The sequence below is a fragment of the Pseudomonas sp. RC3H12 genome (assembly GCF_018596375.1).
Taxonomy (GTDB): Bacteria; Pseudomonadota; Gammaproteobacteria; order Pseudomonadales; family Pseudomonadaceae; genus Aquipseudomonas.
The window spans coordinates 1,792,203-1,816,959 of the sequence record NZ_CP075595.1; the positions used below are offsets into that span (position 1 = coordinate 1,792,203).

18 protein-coding genes and 1 pseudogene are annotated in these 24,757 nt (G+C 66.1%); 5 read left to right on the forward strand and 14 right to left on the reverse strand.

From position 1 onward, the window contains the following. Positions 1–47 precede the first annotated feature (47 nt). Positions 48–284, forward strand: a complete 237-nt coding sequence (locus tag KHO27_RS08230) for a hypothetical protein (RefSeq protein ID WP_146230415.1) — start codon at positions 48–50, stop codon at positions 282–284. A 281-nt stretch (positions 285–565) separates the two neighbouring features. On the opposite strand, the gene KHO27_RS08235 is transcribed toward KHO27_RS08230, so the two are convergent. The 7 genes and pseudogenes from KHO27_RS08235 to KHO27_RS26535 form a co-directional block, all read right to left on the reverse strand. Continuing rightward, positions 566–1,177 carry a cell wall hydrolase gene (locus tag KHO27_RS08235; protein ID WP_110699362.1) on the reverse strand — a complete coding sequence of 204 codons (612 nt, stop codon included), beginning with the start codon at positions 1,175–1,177 and terminating at the stop codon, positions 566–568. A gap of 46 nt (positions 1,178–1,223) precedes the next feature. Continuing rightward, positions 1,224–2,141, reverse strand: a complete 918-nt coding sequence (locus KHO27_RS08240; RefSeq protein ID WP_110699360.1) for an AEC family transporter — start codon at positions 2,139–2,141, stop codon at positions 1,224–1,226. Positions 2,142–2,272: 131 nt separating this feature from the next. Further along, positions 2,273–3,136 (reverse strand): LysR family transcriptional regulator, encoded by an 864-nt coding sequence (locus tag KHO27_RS08245; protein ID WP_094011215.1) that lies wholly within the window; start codon positions 3,134–3,136, stop codon positions 2,273–2,275. A gap of 72 nt (positions 3,137–3,208) precedes the next feature. After that, entirely contained in the window at positions 3,209–4,057 is an 849-nt protein-coding gene (locus KHO27_RS08250) for an ABC transporter permease (protein ID WP_110699358.1), read from the reverse strand. Continuing rightward, on the reverse strand, positions 4,054–5,064 hold the full coding sequence (locus KHO27_RS08255) for an ABC transporter substrate-binding protein (RefSeq protein WP_214501588.1): 1,011 nt from the start codon (positions 5,062–5,064) through the stop codon (positions 4,054–4,056). The genes KHO27_RS08250 and KHO27_RS08255 overlap by 4 nt, the downstream gene beginning before the upstream one ends. A 98-nt stretch (positions 5,065–5,162) precedes the next feature. After that, positions 5,163–5,918 carry a methyl-accepting chemotaxis protein gene (locus tag KHO27_RS26530; RefSeq protein ID WP_502937650.1) on the reverse strand — a complete coding sequence of 252 codons (756 nt, stop codon included), beginning with the start codon at positions 5,916–5,918 and terminating at the stop codon, positions 5,163–5,165. A gap of 102 nt (positions 5,919–6,020) precedes the next feature. Continuing rightward, positions 6,021–7,310 (reverse strand): annotated as a pseudogene (locus KHO27_RS26535) (methyl-accepting chemotaxis protein); the annotation flags it as partial. Positions 7,311–7,572: 262 nt separating this feature from the next. Here KHO27_RS26535 and KHO27_RS08265 point away from each other — a divergent pair. Continuing rightward, the gene (locus KHO27_RS08265) at positions 7,573–8,892 is read left to right on the forward strand and encodes a Na+/H+ antiporter family protein (protein WP_102682302.1); all 1,320 of its coding nucleotides are present in this window, start codon (positions 7,573–7,575) and stop codon (positions 8,890–8,892) included. 108 nt (positions 8,893–9,000) lie between these two features. Here the strand turns inward: KHO27_RS08265 and KHO27_RS08270 are convergent, their stop codons facing one another. Continuing rightward, the gene (locus tag KHO27_RS08270; RefSeq protein WP_110699352.1) at positions 9,001–10,002 is read right to left on the reverse strand and encodes a FecR family protein; all 1,002 of its coding nucleotides are present in this window, start codon (positions 10,000–10,002) and stop codon (positions 9,001–9,003) included. Positions 10,003–10,356: 354 nt separating this feature from the next. Here KHO27_RS08270 and ilvA point away from each other — a divergent pair, with 354 nt between their 5' ends. Continuing rightward, a complete protein-coding gene (gene ilvA / locus KHO27_RS08275) occupies positions 10,357–11,919 on the forward strand; it encodes a threonine ammonia-lyase, biosynthetic (RefSeq protein WP_214501590.1) in 1,563 nt (520 codons plus the stop codon). 82 nt (positions 11,920–12,001) lie between these two features. Then, positions 12,002–13,150, forward strand: a complete 1,149-nt coding sequence (gene yiaY / locus KHO27_RS08280; protein ID WP_110699348.1) for an L-threonine dehydrogenase — start codon at positions 12,002–12,004, stop codon at positions 13,148–13,150. Between the two features lie 122 nt (positions 13,151–13,272). Here yiaY and KHO27_RS08285 read toward each other — a convergent pair whose 3' ends face one another. The 4 genes from KHO27_RS08285 to KHO27_RS08300 all read right to left on the reverse strand — a co-directional run bounded on the left by KHO27_RS08285 (position 13,273) and on the right by KHO27_RS08300 (position 20,432). Continuing rightward, entirely contained in the window at positions 13,273–14,466 is a 1,194-nt protein-coding gene (locus KHO27_RS08285; protein ID WP_214501591.1) for a DUF8534 domain-containing protein, read from the reverse strand. An 87-nt stretch (positions 14,467–14,553) separates the two neighbouring features. Then, positions 14,554–15,021 (reverse strand): VOC family protein, encoded by a 468-nt coding sequence (locus tag KHO27_RS08290; RefSeq protein WP_214501592.1) that lies wholly within the window; start codon positions 15,019–15,021, stop codon positions 14,554–14,556. Positions 15,022–15,166: 145 nt separating this feature from the next. Further along, positions 15,167–16,786 (reverse strand): NADP-dependent glyceraldehyde-3-phosphate dehydrogenase, encoded by a 1,620-nt coding sequence (locus KHO27_RS08295; RefSeq protein WP_214501593.1) that lies wholly within the window; start codon positions 16,784–16,786, stop codon positions 15,167–15,169. 97 nt (positions 16,787–16,883) lie between these two features. Beyond that, on the reverse strand, positions 16,884–20,432 hold the full coding sequence (locus KHO27_RS08300; RefSeq protein ID WP_214501594.1) for a dermonecrotic toxin domain-containing protein: 3,549 nt from the start codon (positions 20,430–20,432) through the stop codon (positions 16,884–16,886). A 148-nt stretch (positions 20,433–20,580) separates the two neighbouring features. On the opposite strand from KHO27_RS08300, the gene KHO27_RS08305 reads away from it, so the two are divergent. Next, entirely contained in the window at positions 20,581–22,824 is a 2,244-nt protein-coding gene (locus KHO27_RS08305; RefSeq protein WP_250888427.1) for a putative bifunctional diguanylate cyclase/phosphodiesterase, read from the forward strand. Positions 22,825–22,835: 11 nt separating this feature from the next. Here the strand turns inward: KHO27_RS08305 and KHO27_RS08310 are convergent, their stop codons facing one another. Then, complete coding sequence (locus KHO27_RS08310) at positions 22,836–23,612, reverse strand: ChbG/HpnK family deacetylase (RefSeq protein ID WP_110699727.1); 777 nt, start codon at positions 23,610–23,612, stop codon at positions 22,836–22,838. Then, on the reverse strand, positions 23,584–24,756 hold the full coding sequence (locus tag KHO27_RS08315) for a GNAT family N-acetyltransferase (protein WP_102682293.1): 1,173 nt from the start codon (positions 24,754–24,756) through the stop codon (positions 23,584–23,586). The genes KHO27_RS08310 and KHO27_RS08315 overlap by 29 nt, the downstream gene beginning before the upstream one ends. Between the last annotated feature and the right edge of the window lies 1 nt (position 24,757).

The window sequence follows — 24,757 nt, forward strand, 5'->3', positions numbered from 1 at the left end:
CGCTTTGCCTGCGCAAATGAAACCAGAAATCACTGAAAGGACACTGTATGAAAAAGGTTGTACTGGCCGCGTTGCTGGCATCTGCAAGCTTGACCCAGATTGCCTATGGCAATGAGCCGGTGAGCTCTCCCAAAGGCGCTTCACCGTTCTTCCAAAGCAGCAATGCGGAAAAGACGCTGCAGGTTGCCGCCACGTTTATCGGTGACATTGGATCGGGCGCATGCCCGGCCGGCACTGCTCGAACTTCAGCCGGTAACTGTCAGCCTCCTATTGAATTCGATTGATGTAGCGCGGGGTAGGCAGCCTGGTGAAATGGCCCTGATCTGCGGCGAATACAGCCGCATGCTCCGTCAGGGCCGATGTTATTGGCCAATGCATTGAAGTCAATTAGAGCCGGTCTCATTTACACCTGTGTCAGCGTGCCATTGATGACCGAGTCCACTGCGGCACCCGAACCCTCGCTCAGCGCTCTCTACCAAGCACATCGCGGCTGGCTCCAGCGACGCCTGGGCGACACCTGGGCGGACCTGGGTGGTATCGGCGACGGTCGGTTTTTGATCTCGGCTTATCGTGCCAATGCCTGGTTCGGCTTGTAGAACAGGAAGTGCGTGGTCTGGGCCGTCTTGCGATAGGCCTTGGCCCAGTCGGGGCGAACACTGCGGTCATGGAAGTACAGGGCGCCGCCGGTAGGGTCCTTGAGCTGCTGGTTAAGTGCCTTGCGGGCGATTTCCTTGGCCACCGCGTAGCGCTGCGCTTCTTCCACCTGATCGGGGCGCCCGTCGCACCACCAGGAGAACTGGCAGCTCTTGCTCTCGACCCCCTGCTTGACCACCGCGCAGATACTGTCGGGGAAGCCCTCGTGGCCAAGGCGATTGAGCACCACGCTGGCCACCGCGCTCATGTCCTCGGCGTCGGCGCCCTTGGCTTCCCAGTAGATGGTGCGGGCCAGGCAGGTGATGCTGTCGTCCATCGGCGCCTGGCCTGCCGGGTCGACGGCCTGGACTTCACCGGGGGTCAGGGTTTCCTGTTTTTTGGGCGGTGGGGCATCCTCGACCACCTTCTCCTCGAGCACTTGCGCCTTGTCTTCGGCAACCGCGGCCTGCTGGCTGTCGGCGGCGGGGAGGGGGCCTGCAAGCAGGGTCAGGGACAGACCGAACAGCATCCACGCAAGGCGCATGATCGAGACTCCGCGAGAGGGCTGTCCACAGTCTAGCCGTTCGGCTTCAATTCAGTGTCAGGCTCAGCACCAGGGGCAGGGTCGCAGCGGCAGCGATGGTCTGCAGGGCGATGATGGTGGCCATCAACGGTGCATTGCCGCCCATCTGCCGGGCCATCACATAGGACGACGACGCGGTGGGCAGGGCCTGGAACAGCACCGCCACCACCGCTGCCTGGCCACCCAGCCCGAGCAACCGGCACAGGCCCCAGGTGGTCACCGGCATGACCAGGAACTTGAATAGCGACGCCGCCAGCACCGGCCTGACCTGCTGGCCCAGGCGCGCCCCGCCGAGCGCCGCGCCGACGCACAGCAAGCCCAGGGGCAGCGCCGCCTGGCCCAGGGCCTTGACCGTGGGCTCCAGGCCGGCCGGCAGGCCGAGGCCGGTTACCCGCAGCAACAGGCCTGCCGCGCAGCCGATGATCAACGGGTTGGCGAAGATCGCCTTGAGCACTGTGGTCGGTGAGCTGTGGCGTGCGCTGAAGCGGGCAAACACCAGTACACAGAGCAGGTTGACCAGCGGCACGATGGCGGCGTTGGCCACCGCCGCCAGGGCGATGCCGGCAGTGCCGTAGAGGCCGGCGGCCAGGGTGGCGCCGATGTAGTTGTTGAAGCGCACGCCACCCTGGAACACCGAGGTGAAGTCGCCGCCGTCATGGCTGGCGACGCCCTGGTAGAGCACCAGCAGCAGGGCGCCGAGCAGGGTCGAGAGCATCAGCACGCCGACCATGCCCAGTACCGGCACGCCTTCAAGGTTGGCGGTGGCCAGGCCGTGCAGGAACAACGACGGCAGCAGCACGTAATAGCTCAGGCGTTCGGCGCCGGGCCAGAAGGTTTCGGCGAGAAAGCCACGGACCCGCAGCCAGGTGCCCAGGGCGATGAGCAGGATGATCGGGACGAGAGTAGTGAGCAGCAGGTGGAGCATGGCGGGTGGTCCGTGGCCGGGTACGGGCACAGACTAGCGGAGTTGAGTGAGCAGAAAAAACGGTGTTTTCTTGAGTGACCGTTGAGAAAAAATGCATTGTCTACACCGCTGCGTAGCGCTTTCGCCAGTGTTCAAGCCTCGAGCGCGGTCTTCAACACCGCGCTCAGGTGCCGCCGCTGGCTCTTTTCATGTTCCAGCAGCACCATGCGCCGGGTCAGCTGCGGTTCACCGAAGGGCAGCACGGTGGCAGCGGGCAGCCGTTCCAGGTCGTCATCGCTCATGGGGATGACCGCCACCCCGAGCCCCATGGCCGCCATGCGCGCCAGGGCCTCCTGGCTGTCCAGCTCCATCTGCTCGTTGACCTGCAGGCGCTGACGGCGCAGTTCCTGTTCGATCTGGCGGCCGGCCCAGGCGCGTTTGTCGAAGCGCAGGAACGGCTGGCTGGCGAGCAGCGCAGACAAGCTCTGGCCTGCCAGATCCGGGCTGGCGATGGCCCAGAATCGGTCCTCGAACAGCGGCGTGTACTGCAGGCTTTGCGGGTAGGGGCTGACCGGCTCGGTAGTGATCGCCGCGTCCAGCTCGCCATCTTCGACCCGCCGGGCGAGTTCCGCAGACATGCCCGACACCACGCTGACATGCAGCTCGGGGTGGTGCGCCTTGATCCACACCAGTGCCCTGGGCAGGCGCCGGGCGAGTACGGTGTGGATCGCCCCGATACGCAGGCGACCGCGCAGGCTCGGGCCGCTGGCCAGGGTGTCGGCCAGTTCGTCGTAGGCAGCCAGGATGCCTTCGGCGCGGGCCACCGCCAGCTGCCCGGCCTCGGTCAGCATTACCTGGCGGCGGCTGCGGTCGAACAGGGCGACCTGCAGCTCGTCTTCCAGGGTCTTGATGTGCAGGCTCACCGCCGAGGGCGTCAAGCTCAGCAGGTCGGCGGCGCGGGCGAAGGTGCCATGGCGGGCGATGGTGACCAGGGTGCGCAGGGCTTTGAGGGACACGCGGGGCTCCGGTTCGTGACGTGGCAGGCTTACCCTGTCGAGGGCGCAAGGTACGATACGCGAATGCGCGCCTCAACGCCCGGGGCGTCCGTATGCCTGGCTGATGCGGTCGATCACCATCGCCAGCGCGACGATCGCCAGGCCCGCCTCGACGCCTTGGCCGACGTTGAGGGTCTGGATACCGGCCAGCACGTCCTCGCCCAGCCCGCGGGCGCCGATCATCGAGGCTACCACCACCATCGACAGGGCCATCATCACCGACTGGTTGAGCCCGGCCATGATGCTTGGCAGGGCCAGCGGCAGGGCGATACGCCGCAGCTGTTGCCAGCGGCTGGCGCCCAGGCCGTGGGCGGCCTGCAGCAGCGACGGGTCGATCTGCGAAAGGCCCAGCTCGGTCAGGCGCACCAGCGGCGGCAGGGCGTAGATCAGCGTGGCGAACACTGCCGGCACCTTGCCCAGGCCGAACAGCATCAGCACCGGGATCAGGTAGACGAAGGCCGGCAGGGTCTGCATCACGTCGAGCACCGGCAGGATCAGGCGCCGGGCCAGGGGCCGGGTGGCCAGCAGGATGCCCAGCGGCACCCCGATCAGCACGCACAGGCCGGTGCTGACCAGCACCAGGGCGAGGGTCTGCAGCAGCTTGTCCCACAACCCGAGCATGCCAATCAGTGCCAGCAGCAGTGGCAGCATCAACGCCCGGGCCAGGCTGCGGCTGGCATGCCAGGCCAGCAGGCCGACCAGCACCAGCAGCAGCCACCAGGGCAGCAGGCGGAGCAGGTTTTCCAGGCCTAGCAGCAGTTGCAGCAACTGGTCGGAGACGGTGCGCAGATGGTCGCCATAGTGCAGGACCAGCCAGTCGACCAGGCGGTTGACCCAGGCGGCGAAAGAAAATTGCAGGGCTTCGGGAAAACCACCGCTCACAGGCCGGCCTCGACCTTGGCGGCGTTTTCGGCGGGCAGCCAGGCCTTCCACACCGCAGGGTTTGCACGCAGGAAGGCGATTGCCGCGTCGCGGGGTTTCTGCCGGGTTTCGCTCATGTCGGCGAGTGCCTTGTTCAGGGTGTCGATGGGCAGGTCGACTTTCTCGAATACGGCGACCAGTTCCGGGTAGGCGTCACGAAACGCTTTCGATACCCCGATCGAGAGCTTGGCTGGCAACGAACGGCTGCCTTTGGGAGCGGGATTGGCGGGATCTGTGAGGGTGGCCCAGGCGGCTGCATCGAACGGGGGCTCTTCGAGGCGTACCAGGTCGTAGCGGCCCATCAGCGGAGTAGGGCTCCAGTAGTAGAACAGCACGGGCTTGCCGAGCTTGATCTTGGCGGCGATCTCGGCGTCGAGGGCCGCGCCGGTGCCGCTGCGGAAGTTGTTGTACAGCCCGTCCAGGCCATAGGCCTTGAGCTTCTGGCTGTTGACGGTCTCGGAAGTCCAGCCGCTGGGGCTGTTGAGGAAGCGGCCCTTGCCGGGCGCCTCGGGGTCGTCGAATACCTGGGGGTAGCGCTTGAGGTCGTCGACGCTGCGCAGGTCCGGCGCAAGGGGTTCGAGGTTGCGTGCCGGGTCGCCCTTTATGATGTAGGCCGGTACCCACCAGCCTTCCTCCGCGTTCTTCACCGTGTCGCCCAGGGCGAACACCTGGCCGGCCTGCTCGGCCTTGACCCAGGCGGGGCTGCGCCCGGCCCATTCCTCGGCGATCACTTGCAGATCGTTGCGCGCCAGGGCCACTTCCATGCTGACGGTGCTGCCGGGGAGGGTGTCGGTGGGGTAGCCGTAACCGCGTTCGACGATCAGGCGCAGGATTTCGGTGGTGAGGGCACCGCTTTCCCAGCCGATGGCGCCGAAGTGGATGGGTTTCTTGGCCGCAGCGGCGGAGTCGGTGCTGGCCAGGCCGAAGGCAAGGAGCAGGCTGGCCAGCAGGGTAGGAACTTTCTTCATCGGGGCCTCGTCGGTGCCGGTCCGTGGGTTCCGGCAAAAGTGTAGACGACGAGGCTTTTCAGCCGAGACCACCTGCAAGCGGCCCCGGCGTTTGGCAGTTAAACGCGGAACTGATCCATCAACCCCTGCTGCTGGTTGGCCAGGCTGTTGAGCGACTGGCTGACCCGCGCCGATTCGTTGGCCTGGCCGCTCAGCGACTCGGTCACGTCACGGATGGTGGCGACGTTGCTGTTGATCTCTTCGGCCACCGCGCTCTGCTCTTCGGCGGCGCTGGCGATCTGCAGGTTCATGTCGGTGATCACGGTCACCGCCTGGCCGATGCGCTGCAGCGCGGTGACGGCCTGGCCGACCTGCTCCACGCCGCCCTGGGCCTGGCGATGGCTGCTGTCCATGGCGCCGACCACTTCCTGGGTGCCGGCCTGCAGGGCCTCGATCACCTGGCGGGTTTCCTCCACCGACTCCTGGGTACGGCGCGCCAGGTTGCGCACTTCGTCGGCGACCACGGCGAAGCCGCGGCCAGCCTCGCCGGCACGGGCCGCCTCGATCGCGGCGTTGAGCGCCAGCAGGTTGGTCTGCTCGGCGATCGAGCGGATGACCTCGAGCACCGAACCGATCTTCTCGCTGTTGCGCGCCAGACCTTCGACCTGGGCCATGGCGCCGCTCATGTCGGCGGCCAGGGTGTCGATGCTGGTGGTGGTGCGGTCGATCACCGCCAAGCCTTCGCGGGTGGCCTGGTCGGCTTCACGCGCGGCCTGGGCGGCCTGGGCCGAGCTGCGGGCGACATCCTGGGCAGTGGCGCTCATTTCGTGGGAAGCGGTGGCCACCTGGTCGACCTGGCGGTACTGCTGCTCCATGCCGGCGCTGGTCTCGGCGGCGATGGCCGCGGACTGGTCGGCGGTGCCGCGGGCGGCCTGGACCGAGCGCTTGACCTCGGCGATGGTCGGCTGCAGCTTGTCGAGGAAGCGGTTGAACCAGCCGGCCAGCTCGCCCAGTTCATCCTGCTTGTCGTATTGCAGGCGGCGGGTCAGGTCGCCTTCGCCGCTGGCGATGTCCTTGAGCATGGCGGCCACGCCAAGGATCGGCCGGGTCACGCCGCGGGCCATCAGCCACACCAGCAGCAGGCCGGCGATGGCGGCGGCCAGGCCCAGGCCCAGTTCGAGCAGGGTGCCGCTGTTGTTGAGGGCGTCGAGTTCTACCTTGAGCGCCTCGGCCGGCCCGGTCAGGGCACTTTCCGGCACATCCAGCAGCACGCCCCAGGGCTTGCCGCCGGGGATCGGCTCGAAGGCGGCCAGTACTTTCAGGCGCTGCTGATCGTGGAGGATCTGCAATTTGCCTTCGGCAAGCTTGCGCACCAGTTCCGCGCCCTGGGTCCGGTCGACCTGGTCGAAGCGCTGGGCCAGCTTGCCGGCATCGGCGCTGTAACCGGCCAGCAGGCCCACGGGGCTGAGGATGCCGACGGTGGTCTGGCCTTCGTAAAGGCTGCGGCTGGCGGTCTGGCTCAAAGCCTGCAAACTGTTGAGGTTGATGTCGATGGACAGGGTGGCGATGACCTTGTCTGCGGCCTTGAGCGGGAAGACGATGCTGGTCATCAGCACCTGCTGGCCGTCGATGTCATAGAAGTACGGCTCGACCACGCACACGGTGCCGGTGCTGCGCGGGCACACCCACCAGGTGTTGGCCGGCTGGCCACTGGGGCCGATCTCGGTGTTGGCCATGTCGTGCTCGGGCAGCGCCATCGAGGTCAGCTGGCCGACCCGCGGCTGCGACCAGTACAGGGCGAAGCGCCCGGTCTCGTTGCTGCCCAATTCGCCCTGGCCGGCGAACAGCTTGTCCTTGCCATCCAGCGCGCCCGGTTCGAACACCAGCGACAGGCCGAGCAGGTCGGGGTTGGCCTGCAGCGCGGCACGCACCTGGGCAGTCATGTCCTGGCGCAGGTCGTAGGCGTCGAGGAAGCGCTTTTCCGCCTGCTCACGCAGGAACAGCACCTGGCGGGCGAAACCGGCGCCGTACTGGTAGGCGTCCATGAACTGACGACGGATGTTCAGGGCCTGGACCTCGCCCTGGGACTCGATGCGCGACTGGGCCGAGTCGGAGAGCATGCGCATGCTGCTGGCTTTCACCAGGTCCGAACTGTGGTCCATGCGGTACAGCGAAAGGCCGACGAGCAGGGTGACGATTGCCGCCAGGCACAGGCCCGCCAGCAGGGTGATCTTCCATTGGATGGAGAGTTGTCGCAGCAAAGGCATGGGGAAAATCCCTTGTAATAGGTTTGATGCTGCCGACTGTGTCGGCCTGCTCGGATTTTTCTTTATTCAAACGTTCAATTAAACCCTGCGACTTTCGTCTATTCCCTACAAAGGGCCGCGGCGCAGACGCTTTTGACTTCTGCCGGTCTGTGCTTCAGAGTGTGCGCCCTTCATAACAACATCCCCTGGTCCGGCCACTGCCTGCGCGCAGTCTGTCGCCGGAATGCCCGCTTTTTGTCTGTCGTAACGAGGTTTGCACACCATGAATGCAGTGATTGCCGCGGTCGGGCTCATGCTGATCCTGAGCCTGTCCCGTGTGCATGTGGTCATCGCCCTGATCATCGGCGCCCTGGCCGGAGGCCTGGTCGGTGGGCTGGGTATCGAGGGCACGCTCAAGGCCTTCAATGGTGGCCTGGGTGGCGGTGCCACGGTGGCGTTGTCGTATGCGTTGCTCGGCGCCTTCGCGGTGGCCATCGCCAAGTCGGGCCTGGCCCATGCCCTGGCCGATCGGGCGCTGGCGATGATCGATCGCCAGGGCCATGCCGACGGTGGCAAGATCAAGTGGCTGCTGATCGGCCTGATGCTGGTGGTGGCGGTGTCGTCGCAGAACATCCTGCCGATCCACATCGCCTTCATCCCGTTGCTGGTGCCGCCGCTGCTGTACGTGCTGACCCGCCTGCGCATCGACCGCCGGCTGATTGCCTGCGTGATCACCTTCGGCCTGATCACCCCTTACATGTTCCTGCCGGTCGGTTTCGGCAACATCTTCCTCAACGAGATCCTGCTGGCCAACGTCGCCCGCGCCGGTGTCGACGTGAGCGGGGTCAATGTCACCCACGCCATGGCCATTCCCGCCGCGGGCATGCTCGCCGGCCTGTTGCTGGCGGTGTGCTTCAGCTACCGCAAGAAACGTGATTACGACCTGGCGCGGATCGAGCAGGTCGAGCAGGTCAGCGTGCAGTACAACCCGGTGACCCTGCTGGTGGCCGGGGTGGCGATCGCCGCGGCGTTCATCATCCAGCTGTGGCTGGACTCGATGATCATCGGCGCGATGGTCGGTTTCCTGATCTTCTCGCTGTCGGGCATCGTGCGCTGGAAGGACACCGACGACCTGTTCACCGAAGGCATGAAGATGATGGCGATGATCGGCTTCATAATGATCGCTGCCTCTGGCTTCGCCGAAGTGATGAAGGCCACCGGCGAGGTGAAGAGCCTGGTTGAGACCTCGGCGCAGTGGATCGACCACAGCAAGGGCATTGGTGCCTTGCTGATGCTGCTGGTGGGGCTGCTGGTGACCATGGGCATCGGCTCGTCGTTTTCCACCGTGCCGATCCTGGCGGCGATCTTCGTGCCGCTGTGCGTGCAACTGGGCTTCGATCCGCTGGCCACCGTGTGCATCGTCGGTACTGCCGGTGCACTAGGTGATGCCGGTTCGCCGGCTTCGGACTCGACCCTGGGGCCGACCTCCGGGCTGAACGTGGATGGCCAGCACCACCATATCTGGGACACCGTGGTGCCGACGTTCCTCCACTACAACCTGCCGCTGCTGGCGTTTGGCTGGTTGGCGGCGATGACGCTCTGATTCCGAGGGGCCAGCGCGGGAGCGGGCTAGCCCCGCGATCACCGGCGCAGCCGGTGCCATATGACGCATCGCTCCCACGCGCCCCAGGAGAGCACAGGCCGCCTCTGATCAGCCGCGGGTCGGCGCCGGCACGATACGGTTGAGGACGGTGCTGCCGTCCTTGCTGCGGGTCAGGTATACCGGCAGCACCTTGGGCAGCGTGTCTACCAGGCGTTCGACCTCGCGGGTGCTGTAGATGCCACTGATGCGAATGTTGGCGGTGCTGTCGTCGGCCAGGATGAGCGGTTTGTCCAGGTAACGGTTGATCACCGGCAGCGCCTGGCCGAGGCTGAGGTTGTCCAGCACCAGCCTGCCGCTGCGCCAGGCCAGGCTGTTGGCGTAGTCGTCGCTCTGGTTCAGTTCGGGTTCGAAATCGCCCTTGTGGTAGCTGGCCTGCATGCCCGGGCCAAGGCGATAGCCGCCGGAGCCGCCGCCGCTGCTGACCAGCACCGAACCTTCCACCAGCGTCACCTTGACCTGGTCCTTGTACTTCCACACGTTGAACTGGGTGCCGGTGACCCGGGTCTGGCCGTTGGCGGCGTGGACGATGAACGGGTGGCTGCTGTCGTGGGCGACCTTGAAGAACGCCTCGCCCTGGATCAGGGTGACCCGGCGCTCATCCTTGAAGTTCAGGAAGCGCAGCTCGCTGTTGAGGTTCAGCTCGACGCTGCTGCCGTCGCCCAGGCGTACCTGACGCAGGTGGTCGGTGGCTTCGAAATGCTGGTAGCCGTTGGGCAGCCAGCCCTGTTCCCAGCCGAGCCAGCCTGCCAGCGGCAGGGCGAGCAGGGTGATGGCCGCGGCGGAGGCGAACGGGCGCCAGTGGCGCGTCGCCGCCGGGCGCCGCACGGGCAGCGGGATTACCTGGGCGGTGCGCGGCAGCAGGTCGGCGGTGTCCCAGATTTCCAGCATCGCCTGGTATTCCTCGGCATGCCGCGGGTCGGCAGCCAACCATTGGCCGAACGCCTCACGCTCGGCCGCCGTGCAATCGTCGGCGTGCAGGCGCATGCACCAATGCGCGGCGGCATCGGTGATTGCATCGTCTTCGCTTGGAATGTGGCGGTCCTGATTCATCGCGGCTCCCGGTTTTGCGGCATTCTACCCCCGGGCGGGGGATTCCGAGAACGAGTTAATGGCGAATGACTTTCAATTGTGCGGTTTTTCGTCGTATCTGCGGTTGGGTATCATCTGCGACAGGGCAGGGGACTTCGTGGGCGTCGACAAGGGCGGTAGCGCCAAGCCTTGACTTTTTCTTGCGCCGCACGCTAGTTTCCCAGCCCATGAACCTATTCCCGCAGTACAGCGCCCTCAGCATTATTACCGCCATTATCAGATTGGCGGGCTAGCGCACACATGCACTGAACCCGCCCTGGAGGCGGGTTTCTTCTCTCTGACTCCTGGGCACGACAAAGAAACCAGGAGTCATCGATGACCAGCCTCAGCGCCACCCCTCGTCCCCCGGCAACCCCCCAACAACTGCTGTCCGAGCAGGTGCGCCGGATTCTCTCGGCGCCGGTGTACGACCTGGCCATCGAAACCCCCTTGCAAGCGGCGCCGGCCCTGTCGGCCAGCCTGGGCAACCAGGTCCTGCTCAAGCGCGAAGACCTGCAACCGACGTTCTCCTTCAAGATCCGCGGCGCCTACACCCGTCTGTCGCGCCTGACGCCTGCCCAGCGCGCCCGCGGCGTGATCACCGCTTCGGCTGGCAACCATGCCCAGGGTGTGGCCCTGGCCGGGGCGCACCTGGGCATCAAGGCCACCATCGTCATGCCGACCACCACCCCCTCCCTCAAGGTCGAGGGCGTGCGCTCACGGGGCGGCCATGTGGTGTTGCACGGCGAGAGCTTCCCCCATGCCCTGGCCCATGCCCTGCACCTGGCCGACCGTGACGGCGCCACCTTCGTACCGCCGTTCGATGACCCCGACGTCATCGCCGGGCAGGGGACCGTGGCCATGGAGATCCTGCGCCAGCACCCAGGCCCGTTGCATGCGATCTTCGTCCCCGTCGGCGGCGGTGGCCTGGTCGCCGGGATCGCCGCCTATGTCAAGTACCTGCGCCCGGAGGTCAAGGTGATCGGCGTCGAACCGCAGGACTCCAACTGCCTGCAGGCCGCCCTGGCCGCAGGTGAGCGGGTGATCCTGCCGCAGGTCGGTACCTTCGCCGACGGAGTGGCGGTGGCGCAGGTGGGGGCGCACTGCTTCGAGCTGTGCCGCCACTTCGTCGACGAGGTGGTGACGGTCGGCAGCGACGAACTGTGCGCCGCGATCAAGGACATCTACGATGACACCCGCTCGATCACCGAGCCTTCCGGGGCCCTGGCGGTGGCCGGCATCAAGCGCTACGTGGCCCGTGAAGGGCTGCAAGGGCAGACCCTGGTGGCCATCGACTCGGGCGCCAACGTCAACTTCGACCGCCTGCGCCACGTGGCCGAGCGCGCCGAGCTGGGCGAGCAGCGCGAGGCGATCATCGCCGTGACCATCCCCGAGCGCCCCGGCAGTTTCCGCGCGTTCTGCCTGGCCTTGGGCAAGCGCCAGATCACCGAGTTCAACTACCGCTACTACCCAGGCAAGGAGGCACGCCTGTTCGTCGGCGTGCAGACCCACCCGCAGCAGGACCCACGGCAACAGTTGCTGGCCAGCCTGGGCGAACAGGGCTACCAGGTGCTCGACCTGACCGACAACGAACTGGCCAAGCTGCACGTGCGCCATACCGTCGGCGGCCACGCGGCACCCGGCGCCGGTGAGCGCGTGCTGCGCTTCGAGTTCCCCGAGCGCCCGGGGGCATTGCTGGGCTTCCTCGAGCGCCTGGGCAAGCGCTGGAACATCAGCCTGTTCCACTACCGCAACCATGGCGCGGCACAGGCACGGGTGTTCGCCGGGCTGGAGGTGCCCGAGGACGAGTTGGCCGGGTTGCCACGGGCACTGGACGAGATGGGCTACCAGTACTGGGACGAGACGGAGAATCCGGCGTATCGGTTGTTCATGGGGTAGGCCGGCTTGCGCTGGATCAATGCCCACCTGCCCATTCCGGCGGATGCTGAAAACCTACCGTCAGCTTGAGAGGACCCCGGCCATGAGCAGCACGTTCTTCATCCCCGCCGTAAACATCATGGGCATCGACTGCCTGGAAGAGGCGATGGCGGCGATTGCCGGCTACGGCCTGCGCAAGGCGCTGATCGTCACCGACGTCGGGCTGGCCAAGGCCGGCGTGGCCGAGCGCATCGCCGGCATGTTGGCCATGCGCGACATCGATTCGCGGGTGTTCGACGGCGCCAAGCCCAACCCGAGCATCGCCAATGTCGAGGCGGGCCTGGCGATGCTGCGTCGCGAGGGCTGCGACTGCGTGATCTCCCTGGGCGGTGGCTCGCCCCACGACTGCGCCAAGGGCATCGCGCTGTGCGCCACCAACGGCGGGCATATCAGCGACTACGAGGGCGTGGACCGTTCGAGCAAGCCGCAGCTGCCGCTGATCGCGATCAACACCACGGCGGGTACCGCCAGCGAGATGACCCGCTTCTGTATCATTACCGACGAAGCGCGCCATGTGAAAATGGCCATCGTCGACCGCAACGTCACCCCGATCCTGTCGGTGAACGATCCGGCGCTGATGGTCGGCATGCCCAAGGGGCTCACCGCGGCCACGGGCATGGATGCCTTGACCCACGCCATCGAGGCCTATGTGTCCACCGCCGCCACGCCGATCACCGATGCCTGCGCGCTCAAGGCCATCAGTCTTGTCAGTGCCAACCTGCGCCAGGCGGTCGCCGATGGTGGTGACCTGGTGGCGCGGGAGAACATGGCCTACGCCCAGTTCCTGGCGGGCATGGCGTTCAACAATGCCTCGCTGGGTTATGTGCATGCCATGGCCCACCAGTTGGGCGGCTTCTACGACTTGCCCCATGGCGTGTGCAACGCGGTGCTGCTGCCCCATGTGCAGCGTTTCAATGCCAAGGTCAGTGCCGCGCGGCTGCGTGATGTGGCCAAGGCCATGGGGGTGAAGGTATGCGCGCTGGACGCTGAGCAGGGGGCCGGCGCTGCGATTTCGGCCATCGAGCACCTGGCGGCGGCCATCGGCATCCCGGCCGGGCTGGCGGAACTGGGGGCCAAGGTCGAGGATGTGCCGGTGCTGGCAGCCAATGCGTTGAAGGATGCCTGCGGGCTGACCAATCCGCGGGTGGCCAGCCAGGTGGAGATCGAGGCGATCTTCAAGGCGGCGTTCTAGCCTTTAGGTGATCACCGATAGGGGATGTGCGTCTGTTAGACCGAGCGCCGCGCGCGGCGCTCGGTCTAACAGACACCCCATACCTACAACTGAACACCGCAAAGCTCCTGAGAATCTATAAATCAGCGTTCGCGCATGAAAAAACCGGCCACATACTTGCGGAAGGTGTCCAGGCTCTTGAAGTCGGCGTAGCGCTTGAAGTTCTCCGCATCCGGTTCCGGCCCGATCGGTTGCTCCAGCAGCGACACCGACAGTACCCGGTCCTGGTCAGAGGTCAGCACCAGTTCATCCATCACCTGGCCGCCGATCACCGGGCGGCGCATCAGCACCTTGACGCCCTTGCCAGCCATCCAGTCGATCAGCGACACCAGTGCCTTGAGCGGCTCGCGCTCTTCGTCGCGGTACACCGGGAACAGGTGCCCGCGCGACAGCACCGGTACGCTGGCCACGTGGATCAGTTCGTAGAAATGGCTGCCGGCGGTGGCCGGCGAGTACAGCGCCAGGGCCAGCAGCGGGCCGTTGGCGCGATTGCCGCCCCAGTACTGATGGTGGCCCTGGAAGTCGAAGCCGTCCTCGCTGCGGTTGTTGAACAGCTTGCGCCCCTTGACCTGGTCCACGCAGTCGAGCAGCAGGCCATGCCGGCGGTGGTTGCCGAACACCGTGGCCTCGCGCAGGCGTGCCTTGAGCATCATCATGTGCTTCATGTCCAGGCGGGTTTCCAGGTAGTTGCTGGCAGGTACCCGCTCCAGCAGCGGGTAGCGGCTGGCGACAGTGCGCAGGTCGGCGAACTGCGCGGTGAGGTCTTTTTTCAGGTGGCTGGCGTAGACATTCAGGCCGCTGGCCTCGATCCAGGTCAGCAGCAGCGATAGCAGGCGCTGCTGCTCGCGGCGCTCGCCGGGCTCGCGTGACGTTGCAGGTGCTTCACCGTCACTGGCGCGGCGATAGTCACCGAGCAGGCGCAGTGGCGCATCCGGTGCCAGCCAGGCCGCTGGTGCGGCGCTTTCCTCGGCGCGCTCGCTGGCCTCGCGCTCATCCTTGCTGAACGGGCAGCCGGGGGTGTGCTCGGGGGTTTCTGGATTGTTGCGCAGGAACAGGGTGCCGGTGCTGCCGTTCAACGACACGTTGAGCACCGGCAGGGCATCCTTGCGGCAGTCGCAGGCCAGCCATTGGTTGGCGCTGCGTATCTTCATCAGCCATTGGTTGGCCTGCAACAGGCGCGGGCCGGCGAGGGTGCCGCGGGCGAAGCCCACCAGCAGTTCGTCCTCTGCCGGGGTCAGGCTGCGCACCAGGGCGCCGGATTTTTCGATGATTCGCATTGAGGGGCAGCTCCAAGCTACAAGCCTCAAGCTTCAGGCAAAGCGCGGCGGCTTTCAACTTGAAGCTTGCGGTCTGGAGCCTGCCGATCACTGGCCGCCGAACAGTTTGGCGGCGCGGGCGCGGATTTCCTCGGGGCTGAGGTCTTCCTTGTGGGTGGAGACGAACCACAGGTTGTTGAACGGATCCTTCAGGGTGCCGCTGCGGTCGCCGTAGAACTGGTCTTGGACTTCGCGTATTGCTGTCGCGCCGGCGCGCAGGGCCTGGGCATAGACTTTGTCGCAGTCCTCGACATACAGGTGCAGGCCGACTGCCGGTGTCTCGATGGTCTCGCTGGGCTTGAGGCCGCCCTCCATGTCGCAGGGCGAGCCGAGCATCAGCGAGGAGTCGCCGATTTTCAGTTCGGCATGGCCGATGCTGCCGTCAGGGCCTTCGAGGCGGAACATTTCCACGGCGCCGAAGGCGTTCTTGTAGAACTCGATGGCCTTGGCGGCGTCCTGGATGCCTAGATATGGGGTAAGGCTGTGCTGGCCTTCGGGGATGGGCTTGGCTGCCATTTGCGTAATCTCCTTTCACGTGGGGTGGGTTGCAACGCCTTGGTGATTAGAGTCGTCTACGCGGCCGGAAAATCGACTGTCGCCTTATATCGATTGTCTCTAAAAAGCGAATGGGCCGCGATGCGGCCCCATTTGCTTGCCAGCTTCAGAAGATGTAGTCGGTGGTCAGGAAGCTCGACTGCCGGTTGCGGATGATTTCGCTGATCAACGCCTTGTTCGCTTCCTGGAACTTGGTCGCCACCAAGGTGCGGATGGAGAACACGCGCAATGCGTCATGCACCGACAAGGTCCCTTCGGCGCTGTTCTTGCGGCCGTTGAACGGGTAGGTGTCCGGCCCACGCTGGCACTGGGCGTTGAGGTTGATCCGGCCGACCTGGTTGGCGAAGGTATCGACCAGCGCACCGATGGTCTGCGGGTCGTTGCCGAACAGGCTCAGCTGTTGGCCGTAGTCGGAATCGAGCACGTAGTCGATCACGCTCTGCAGATCGCTATAGGGCACCACTGGTACCAGTGGGCCGAACTGTTCCTCGTGATAGACGCGCATGTCCTGGCTGACCGGGTAGAGCAGCGCAGGGTAGAAGAACGAGCCGCGGCTCTGCCCACCGCCCTCGTTGAGCACCCGGGCACCCTTGGCGGCGGCGTCGGCCACCAGGCCGTCGAGGTAGTCAAGCTTGCCGGGTTCGGGCAGCGGCGTCAGCGCCACGCCGGGCTCCCAGGGCATGCCGGGCTTGAGCGCGACGAGTTTGCGCTGGAACTTGTCGAGGAATGCCTCGACCACGTCCTCGTGGACGAACAGGATCTTCAACGCGGTGCAACGCTGGCCGTTGAACGACAGGGCGCCGGTGACGGCCTCTTCGACGGCGTTGTCGAGGTCGACCTGGGGCAGGACGATGCCGGGGTTCTTGGCGTCCAGGCCCAGCGCCGCGCGCAGGCGGTGCGGGCGTGGGTGGAGCTTCTTCAGGTCGCTGGCGGCCTTGTGGGTGCCGATGAAGGCGAACACGTCGACCTTGCCGCTGGCCATCAGCGCGCTGACGGTCTCGCGGCCGCGCCCGTAGATGACGTTGATCACCCCAGGCGGGAAGCTGTCGCGGAAGGCTTCGAGCAATGGGCGGATCAGCAGCACGCCGAACTTGGCGGGCTTGAACACCACGGTGTTGCCCATGATCAGCGCCGGGATCAGCGTGGTGAAGGTTTCGTTGAGCGGGTAGTTGTACGGGCCCATGCACAGCGCAACGCCCAGCGGTGCGCGGCGGATCTGGCCAAGGGTGCCCTGCTCGAGCTCGAAGCGGCTGGAGCGACGGTCGAGGTCCTTGAGCGCCTCGATGGTGTCGACGATGTAGTCGCAGGTGCGGTCGAACTCCTTCTCCGAATCCTTGAGGTTCTTGCCGATCTCCCACATCAGCAGCTTGACCACCGCCGTGCGCTGCTCGCGCATGCGCGCCAGGAAGGTTTCGACATGCCCGATACGCTCGGCCACGCGCATGTTCGGCCAGGCGCCGCGGCCCTTGTCGTAGGCGGCCACGGCCGCGTCGAGCGCGGTGAGCGCCGTGTCGGCGTCGAGCAGGGGAGCACTGCCGAGGATGACCTGGCGCTCACTGTCGCCTTCCTTGAGCCAGACCGGGCTGCGCACGGTGGCCAGGGGGCCGTCCCAGTGCCGCAGTTCACCGTTGACCAGATAGTCGCGTTGCTCCAGGGGCGAACCGAGGCGCCAGGCTTCGGGGATGTCCTCGAGGGCGGGGAACAGCGAGTCGAGCAGACGGTCCATGGGTACTGCACCTCTCAAATCGGGATGATGAAACGCTTCAGCGTGCGAGCATGCGCCGACCCTCGGGAAATTACCAGCCCGGCGCCGTCGTTGCCGATCATTCTTCGAAAGGCGGCGGGAACGCCTCGGCGTCCAGCAGTCTCATTGCGCCGATCGCCAGGCCATAATCCATGGCCCGCGGATCTGCAAAGGTGCGCAGCCGTCGCCACAGCCGGGCTTGATCGTAGTCTGGCAGATCCTGCAGTCCACGCAGCTCGCGACGATATTGCAGCGGCAGCGCGTTCCAGATGGCCCAGTCGTCGGCATCGGTGTCCTCCAGCATTTCCTCGTAGTCGGCGTCGGCGACCAGCAAGTCGATGCCGTGCCGAACGTAATAGGCCTGGATCTGCTGGTTGACCCGCTCGCTGAGGTCCGCGCTTTCCAGCCACAGGTTCTGGGCCGCCACCCGCGATAGATGCAGGTCCTGCGGCAAGCTGGCGAAGCGGTTGTCACGCAAGTCGAAGACGGCGGGTCGCCAGTCTTCATCGCTACGAATACCGCTGGGCCAATCGACGAGTTCGCAACTGTTGAGGTTGAGCACATCCAGTTCGCCCAGGCGGTTGAGGTCGGGGCTGCGGGCCAGCGGGTTGTGCGACAGGTCCAGCATTCGAAGCGTGTCGAGACGATCTAGCGCGGCTTGATTCGCGTCGCTCCAGACCAGATTGTTACCTTGCATATCAAGGCATTCCAAGGTTTGCGCAGCGGCAACCGCTGGCAGCTGCTCGAAGCCGCAACCCATCAGATGCAGGCGTTGCAACCCTGGAAACCGTTCGAGAAACTCGGCAGGCAAGTGGCTCAAGCCGGGGTTTGCGCCCAGGTCGACTCGCTTGATATGAGTGAAGCGATCTGGCAGCGCCAGGGTCGCCAGGTCTTCGTTGGTCAGTGCCAGGTCGGTCAGGCTGATCTGGTGAATGTCAAGTCCTTCCTCCGCCGAGTACTCCGAGATCCGCTGCCAGTTGCTGACCAATCGTCGGGCGGCGGCATGGCGCGATGGGTCATTGCCAGCCCAGGCGCGTATCTGGCTGCGGAACTCCAGCAACTGCTGTTCCAGATCCTCAAGTTGCCGTGCCGGATCCAGGCCGGCCTCGAGCCACTGGCTCAACTGTTCGTTGACCTGATGGTCCGCGGTCTCAGGGTACAGTTGTCGGTAGCGGCGAAAGAGTGCGCCGACTTCGATGCGGGGGGCCTCAGGCGCCGGCGCCTCCATGCCGCCGCGTAACCGACCGCGCTTGCCCCATCCAGGCAAATGGCTGCCCAGCAGGCGTCTGGCCATGGCGCGGTCGGCCACGACCAAGTCGTGAATCCGTTGGCGCAGTTCATCGGCGCCGCTGGCAGTCAGGCCAAGGGCCTGACGATCAACCGAGGACAACGCTTGCAAGATCGCCCGACACAGATCGTTGTCCTGGCGCAGCGCGACCGGTCGCTCGCCCAGGTAGGCTTCGTAGCCGTCAGCCGACTTGAGCACGGTGCAGGTACGACCGGCATTTTCCGCTCCGGCGGCAAGCAGCACCGGCCCCTGGGGGGATGCGGCGCGCAGCTCGAGACGCAGTTCGCTCGGCCAGCCCGGCAGATCGGCCATGGCATTGATGATCAGCCGTTCGCTGTGCCCGTTGGCCAGCTGGGGCATGTGCAGTCCTTCCAGTGCGGCTTGCTCGACGCCTTCACTGACCTTCGCCAGGCGCAGGCGCTCGAGTGTCGCGCGCAGCGCGGCGGGTGGCGGGTTGTTTGCCAGGTGCAGCTGGCGCAGGGTGGAGGTACCCAGGCCATTGGCCCTGGCCGCGCCTTCGAGCGCAACATCCGGCATGTGTTGCAGGCGGCTGTCCAGGCGCCGGACCAAGGTCGCCAGCGACCAGTCGCGGGGTTGCTCATGGCTGCCGCGCCAGGCGCCTGCGCCATTATGTTCAAGTGGCGGCTGGAAAGCGGCGCTGTCATCGGGGTGCACGATGCGCCATTGCGCCTGGCGCGTATCCAGGCGCTGCTCGTAGAGGTGCCCATCCATGCGGATGAAGTGGCGGCCCTGGTGCAGGAACTGCCCCTGTGCATTGGCCTCGAGTTCCTCCGGCAGCGCCACCGCACTGCGGTAGTCGGTCAGGTCGGGTCGCCACAGGCGTTGGCTGCCGTCATCGAGGGTGACCGGGTCGAGGCCGTCGAGCAACGGGCTGCCCGCCAGATGTCTGATCGCCTTGCCCGCCAGGTGCAGACCACCGATGACGGCCAGGTTGAGCGCCACCGATTTGAAGTGGCCGAAGGCCTCTTCGCGGTCGCCGACCTGCCAGGCCTCGTAGCCCTCGTAGGCTTCATCGAGCAGTTGATACGCCATCACTGCCGTCATGATCGTGCCCAGCGCCGGGACGAACATCCCGGCGATCATCAGCATGTCGAGGCCTGCTTTGTCCCAGAGAGCCTTGCGTGCTTTGCGAGCCTGCTCGTCGGCCTGTGCGCTGGGTACTGCCAGTTGCAGGGCTTCGTGTCGCAGACGCGCCACATGGTCGGCGTGGAGAAAATCGTACAGGTTGCCGTCGATCGGCACGGCGCACGCATGCAGGTCGGCATACGCGCTTTGGCGAAGCCGGCTGGCAAATGTGCCTTGCTGCTCGCGCGGCACGTAGTCCATGAAGCCTTGACGAAACGCGGCCTGTTGCAGATCGGCACGTAGTTGCCGGTGCAAGGCATCGAGGTCGTCAAAGGCTCGCAGGCTGTCGGCCTGAGCCGGCAGATAGAGGAGCACGCCGGCTGTACCTGTATCGATCAGGATCGCCTCGTGCAGGGTGATGCCGAACAGGCTCAGCTGACTGCAGGCCAGCGCCTTCCCATCGTCGAGCAACGCCTGTACCGCGTCCCGGCCTTTACCATCCAACTGGTTGCGTACCCGCGCCAGGTCTGCCGCCAGGCGCAGGCTGGCCTTATGAACGCGAACCGCCGCCGGGCGAACCAGCGGGAGCGTGAACAGGGCATCGAGATGGGCCTGGTAACGCTGGCCAATATCCAGTTCATGGCAGGTGGTAGCAAAGGCTGCTGGTGACAGGGCCAGTGGCTTGATCCGGATCTGCTCGCTGGGCAGCTCGATATCGACTTCGGATTCGCTGTCGCCGAGCGTGGTCTTGCCGGTAACCAGGCCCTCGTTCACCTGCCAGTCGCCCTCCAGAGCGAGCGCGCTGTCGCGATCGAAGGTGACGGTTTCAGCGAAATTCTGCAGGGCGGCCTGCAGCAGGCTACGGTGTTCGTGATGGATGGTGTAGACCTGGAAGGTATAGAACCGCTTGACCACAATCAGTGACGTGCTGCGAAGCGGCGTGCTCAAACCGTGTTGCTTGCGCAGGCGCTCGGCGAGCAGGGGTTCGGCGAATTCGTTGATGTTCTTCAGGCCGCGCAGGTGCCTGGCCAGCGTGCGTTGGCTGCGCATCAGGCGAGCCTGGCTGGCCTTGACTGCTTCGCGCAGGTGTGGCGCGGCATTGGCGAACCAGGCCGCCTCGCTGTCGGGCAGGCCCTGGGACGGCATGATGCCTTCGTGGAGCCGCTGCCAGTGTTCGGGCGTGGCTTCCCGCGCCCAGGCCGGCAGGCGGCGCTCAAGGATATGTTGGTGCGGGTTGGGGGTATTCGATGTCATGTTTGGCTCCTCGTAAAGCCCGCATCAGAGCAGTCGCGATGGCACCGACGGTGGTGCATATGCATCCCGGCCCCCGGGCTGGGAAAACAGGCCTCAATATTGGCCGCGCAACGCCGATAACTGCTAAATCGACTGCCATCGCCTGCCTATGACCATTCCCCAGCATTCTCCTGAACCTACGCATCTGCCATCCGGCACCTTGCGGAACACGCTCAACCGCCTGTTGCCGGTCGGTCTTGCCCTGGTGGGCATCGGCCTTTCGGTGGCCCTGGGTCACCTCGACGCGCAGCGCGAGCGCAGTGAGCAACTGGGCAACCTGGCAGCCCACCTGGCGGGGATGCGTGGTGCGCTGGAGGCGCAGTTGGGCGCGGCGTTCGGCGAGGCCGAAGGCATCGCCCAGCTGATCAGTGCCGACGGCGGCATCAGCCCCGCGCACTTCCATGGCATGGCCCGCGATGCCTTGCAGTCGGTGCCCTACATGCGCCATATCGCGCTGGCGCCGGATGATGTGATCAGCGATGTCTACCCGTTGGCCGGCAACGAGCGGCTCATCGGGCTGGATTACCGCCAGTTGCCGGAGCAGTTTCCCCTGCTGCGCTCGGCCCGCGAGCATGCCCAGCCGGTGCTGGCCGGCCCGCTGCAGCTGTATCAGGGCGGGCGGGCGTTGATCTACCGGCGGCCGGTATTCGTCACTGGCAACCGCGGCGTGCGTTTTTACTGGGGCAATGTGTCGATCGTTGCCGATATCGACCGATTGCTGCATACGGCGGGGCTGCGCCCGGACACCGAGTTCGAGCTGGCCGTGCGTGGGGGCGATGGCAAGGGCGCCGAAGGCGCGCTGATCTGGGGCGACCCACGGCTGTTCGACGAGCCGCAGGTGAAGATGACCGTGGAGGTGCCGGGCGGCCTCTGGCAATTGGTCGCCGCGCCACGGGGTGGCTGGTCGGGGCTGGACCTGTTCGGCTCGCCGCTGTTCCTGTTCGCCTTGAGCTGCACGGGTGTGTTCAGCCTGTTCGTCGCGCAGCTCAATCGCAAGCAGCGTCTGCTCGAGCAACGCAATCGCGAGCTGCAGCGCTACCAGGCCCAGCTCGAACGCCTGGCCCACTACGACACCATCACCGGGTTGCCCAACCGAATCCTGTTCCAGCAGCAACTGAGCACTGCCATTTTACAGGGCCATGGCCTGGCGGTGCTGATGCTCGACATCGACGGTTTCAAGCAGGTCAATGACAGCCTGGGGCACCCGATGGGCGATCTGCTGCTGCAGCAGGCGACCGCACGCTTCCTGCAGGAGCTCGACAGTCAGGACCGGCTCTGCCGCCTGGGCGGCGACGAGTTCGTGTTCATGCTGCAAGGCGCCCAGGGGCAGGTGAGCCAGCAGGTCCGCGCCTTGCTGCGTTGCCTGCAGCGGCCATTCGACCTTAATGGCAACGCCGCCCTGGTTACTGGCAGCATTGGCCTGGCCTGGTGCCCGCAGCATGGCGAGGACGCCGACAGCCTGTTGCGCCATGCCGACACCGCCATGTACGCCGCCAAGGAGGCCGGCCGCGATGCCTGGCGGCCTTATCACCCGGACATGACCGAGCGCCTGCAGCAGCGCCTGGAGCTGGAGCGCAATCTGCGCCGGGCGCTGGAGCACAACGAGTTCGAGCTGTGGTACCAGCCCAAGGTTGACCTGTTCAGCGGGCAGCTGGAGGGCGTCGAGGCGCTGTTGCGCTGGCGCGACCCGGAGCATGGCCTGATCTCGCCCGGTGAGTTCATCCCCCTGGCCGAGCGCACCGGGTTGATCATCCCGCTCGGCGAGCGGGTGCTGGAACTTGCCTGCGCCCAGTTGGCCGAATGGCGCGCCAGTGATGGCCTGCCTGGGCCGCTGGCGATCAACGTAGCGGCCCTGCAGATTGAGCGCAGCGACTATGTGACCAGCCTCGCCTCGGCGCTGGAGCGCCACGGCCTGCCGGCCAACCTGCTGGAGGTGGAGATCACCGAGAGCCTGCTGATGGAAAGCCAGCAGCAAGCCTGCGCGGTGCTGGCGCAATTGCAGGCCATGGGCGTGGCCACGGCGGTGGACGACTTCGGTACCGGTTATTCGTCACTGGCCTATCTGCGCGCGCTGCCGATCGACCACCTGAAGATTGACCGGGCCTTCATCAAGGACCTGCCCGCAGACGACGACGCGGTGGCCATCGCCAGGGCGATCATCGATCTCGGGCATGCCCTGGGGTTTCGCATCACCGCCGAAGGCATCGAGACTCAGGAGCAGTACGATTTCCTGCGCCACGCCGGTTGCGACCAGGGGCAGGGCTTTTTGCTCGGGCGGCCGATGCCGGCCGAGGCACTGCGCGGCTGGCTGGCCGACAACCACGAGCGCCGGCATCGGCCGCCGGGGCGCTAGCGGGTGGGCTTTCAACCCATCTCCTGGATGCCCAGGCTCGCATACCCCACCCGTGGCACCTGCCCCAGGCGCTGCTCGACCAACGCCAGCAGCGATTCGCCGCTGGCCAGGTAGGCATCGCCGAAATCGTGCCCGCCCAGCGCGCTGGGATGGGCGACTACCTCCAGCACGCCGTGTGCGGGGGCCAACCCGGCCTTGAGGTCGGCCGGGGTGCAGACGAAGTCGGCGGTGCTTCCGGCGAGCTGGCGCAGGCGCCGGTTGAGCAGGCTCTTGAACATGCGCTTGGCCGGCCCGATATTGTGCCCCACATTGCGTGCCAGGCGGATCGGCACCCCTTGGACGCGGGCGAAGCGGGCGACGATGACGCCCACTGGCCAGATGTTGTGCACGTGCTGGTGCGAGTCCAGGTGGCTTGGCATCAGGCCATGATCCAGGCAGTGTTTCCACTGGGCCTCCAGTTCCGCTTCCACGGCGGCCCGCTCGCGCCGCGACAGGTGCAGGGTGCGTTGCTTCAGGCGCAGGTCGAACTCGCCATGGGGCGTGCAGAAGCGCGGCTCGGCGAGGATCGCCGGGCTCAGCGGGCGGCCGTAGGTGAGGTTGAAGTGCAACCCCACCCGTCCCTTGAGCGCCGGCTGCTGGGCCAGCATGCAGGCGGTGGCGAAGGCCGGCATGTTGGCCATGGCCGTGGCCGAGCTGATCAGCCCGGCCTGGAAGGCATGCAGGATGACTGCGTTGGTGTGGGCGCTGAGGCCGAAATCGTCAGCGTTGACTATGACCTGGGATGGCATCCGGGCGCTCCTGTGGCGGGGTGGGGGCGACAACATCGGCTTCCTGGCGCGGCGAGCGTCTGCGCAGGCGTGGCTTGAACCAGTGCCAGCAGCGTAGCGCCAGCCCCAGCAGCACGCCGTCGGGGCGCCAGCTGTAGCTGCTCAGGCGCCACTGTTCGACCTGGCCGGTCATGCGCTCGTGCAACTGGTGGCTGGAGTTGTCCAGGCTGACCCGCGAAGCGTCGACCCACTTCCAGTCTTCCTCCAGGCCCCAGTGAATCCATTCCTCCAGCAGCACGCGGCCACTGCCCAGGTCGCGGTACTCAGGAACGAAGGCCAGGTTGTAGTCGTACACCCGGCCGCGCTCCAGCAGGCCCAGGCGGTAACTGATGCAGCGCCCGTCCAGTTCCAGCAGCACCAGGCACACCAGGCCTTCGCCGGCCAGGGCGGTGAAGGCCTGGTACATCCATGGGCGACGCTGGGGGCCGGAGAAGATGCCGACCTCGTCGTCGCCTTTCCAGCTGGTCGCTTCGACGGCGCTGATGGCGTCGAGCAGTTCACCCATGTTCTCGGGAGTGGCCACGACCCGGCGCACGCTGGCACCGCAGGCCTTGATGCGTTTGCGCGCGCGGCGCAGCTTGTAGCGTGGGTCGCCGCTGACTTCCTGGCGGTCCTGTTCGTTGATGCGGTGCACCGGCACCCGGCAGGTCAGGCGCTGTTGCCAGGTGGAGCTGGCGCCGGCCCACTGGCGCAGCCAGCCATCGTGCTCGGCGCTGTCCGGTACTTCACTCAACTGCAGCAAGGCATGCGGTAGCCGCTTGCGTATGGCCTGCAGGACCTGGTCGGCATATAGCGCCGGCAGGTCGATGAGCAGGGCGATGCGGTCGCTCAGCGGGTATCCCAGGTGGCGCACCACCGGGGCGAACAGCGGGCCGAACGGTTCGCGGGCACGGATCAGCGGCAGGCACAGGCACAGGCGTTCGTCCTGGTAGCCGAGCAGGACCTGCAGCCGCTGGCCCGGCAGCAGGGCTGACTCGGCGGCGCGCAGCCAGCCGAGGTGGTTGAACGGCGTGCTGTCGGGCAGGCGCCTGCGCAGCGCCTCGTAGTCGGCGGCGGGAAAGTCGCCGGCGCGCAGCGAGGCGCACCATTTCAGTTGCAGGCCCATG

Bases quoted from the DNA above. Each gene is read 5' to 3' on its own strand.
- KHO27_RS08230 (WP_146230415.1), top strand. From the start codon at position 48: ATGAAAAAGGTTGTACTGGCCGCGTTGCTGGCATCTGCAAGCTTGACC.
- KHO27_RS08235 (WP_110699362.1), bottom strand. From the start codon at position 1,177: ATGCGCCTTGCGTGGATGCTGTTCGGTCTGTCCCTGACCCTGCTTGCA.
- KHO27_RS08240 (WP_110699360.1), bottom strand. From the start codon at position 2,141: ATGCTCCACCTGCTGCTCACTACTCTCGTCCCGATCATCCTGCTCATC.
- KHO27_RS08255 (WP_214501588.1), bottom strand. From the start codon at position 5,064: ATGAAGAAAGTTCCTACCCTGCTGGCCAGCCTGCTCCTTGCCTTCGGC.
- KHO27_RS26530 (WP_502937650.1), bottom strand. From the start codon at position 5,918: ATGGAGCAGCAGTACCGCCAGGTCGACCAGGTGGCCACCGCTTCCCAC.
- KHO27_RS08265 (WP_102682302.1), top strand. From the start codon at position 7,573: ATGAATGCAGTGATTGCCGCGGTCGGGCTCATGCTGATCCTGAGCCTG.
- KHO27_RS08270 (WP_110699352.1), bottom strand. From the start codon at position 10,002: ATGAATCAGGACCGCCACATTCCAAGCGAAGACGATGCAATCACCGAT.
- ilvA (WP_214501590.1), top strand. From the start codon at position 10,357: ATGACCAGCCTCAGCGCCACCCCTCGTCCCCCGGCAACCCCCCAACAA.
- yiaY (WP_110699348.1), top strand. From the start codon at position 12,002: ATGAGCAGCACGTTCTTCATCCCCGCCGTAAACATCATGGGCATCGAC.
- KHO27_RS08285 (WP_214501591.1), bottom strand. From the start codon at position 14,466: ATGCGAATCATCGAAAAATCCGGCGCCCTGGTGCGCAGCCTGACCCCG.
- KHO27_RS08290 (WP_214501592.1), bottom strand. From the start codon at position 15,021: ATGGCAGCCAAGCCCATCCCCGAAGGCCAGCACAGCCTTACCCCATAT.
- KHO27_RS08295 (WP_214501593.1), bottom strand. From the start codon at position 16,786: ATGGACCGTCTGCTCGACTCGCTGTTCCCCGCCCTCGAGGACATCCCC.
- KHO27_RS08300 (WP_214501594.1), bottom strand. From the start codon at position 20,432: ATGACATCGAATACCCCCAACCCGCACCAACATATCCTTGAGCGCCGC.
- KHO27_RS08305 (WP_250888427.1), top strand. From the start codon at position 20,581: ATGACCATTCCCCAGCATTCTCCTGAACCTACGCATCTGCCATCCGGC.
- KHO27_RS08310 (WP_110699727.1), bottom strand. From the start codon at position 23,612: ATGCCATCCCAGGTCATAGTCAACGCTGACGATTTCGGCCTCAGCGCC.
- KHO27_RS08315 (WP_102682293.1), bottom strand. From the start codon at position 24,756: ATGGGCCTGCAACTGAAATGGTGCGCCTCGCTGCGCGCCGGCGACTTT.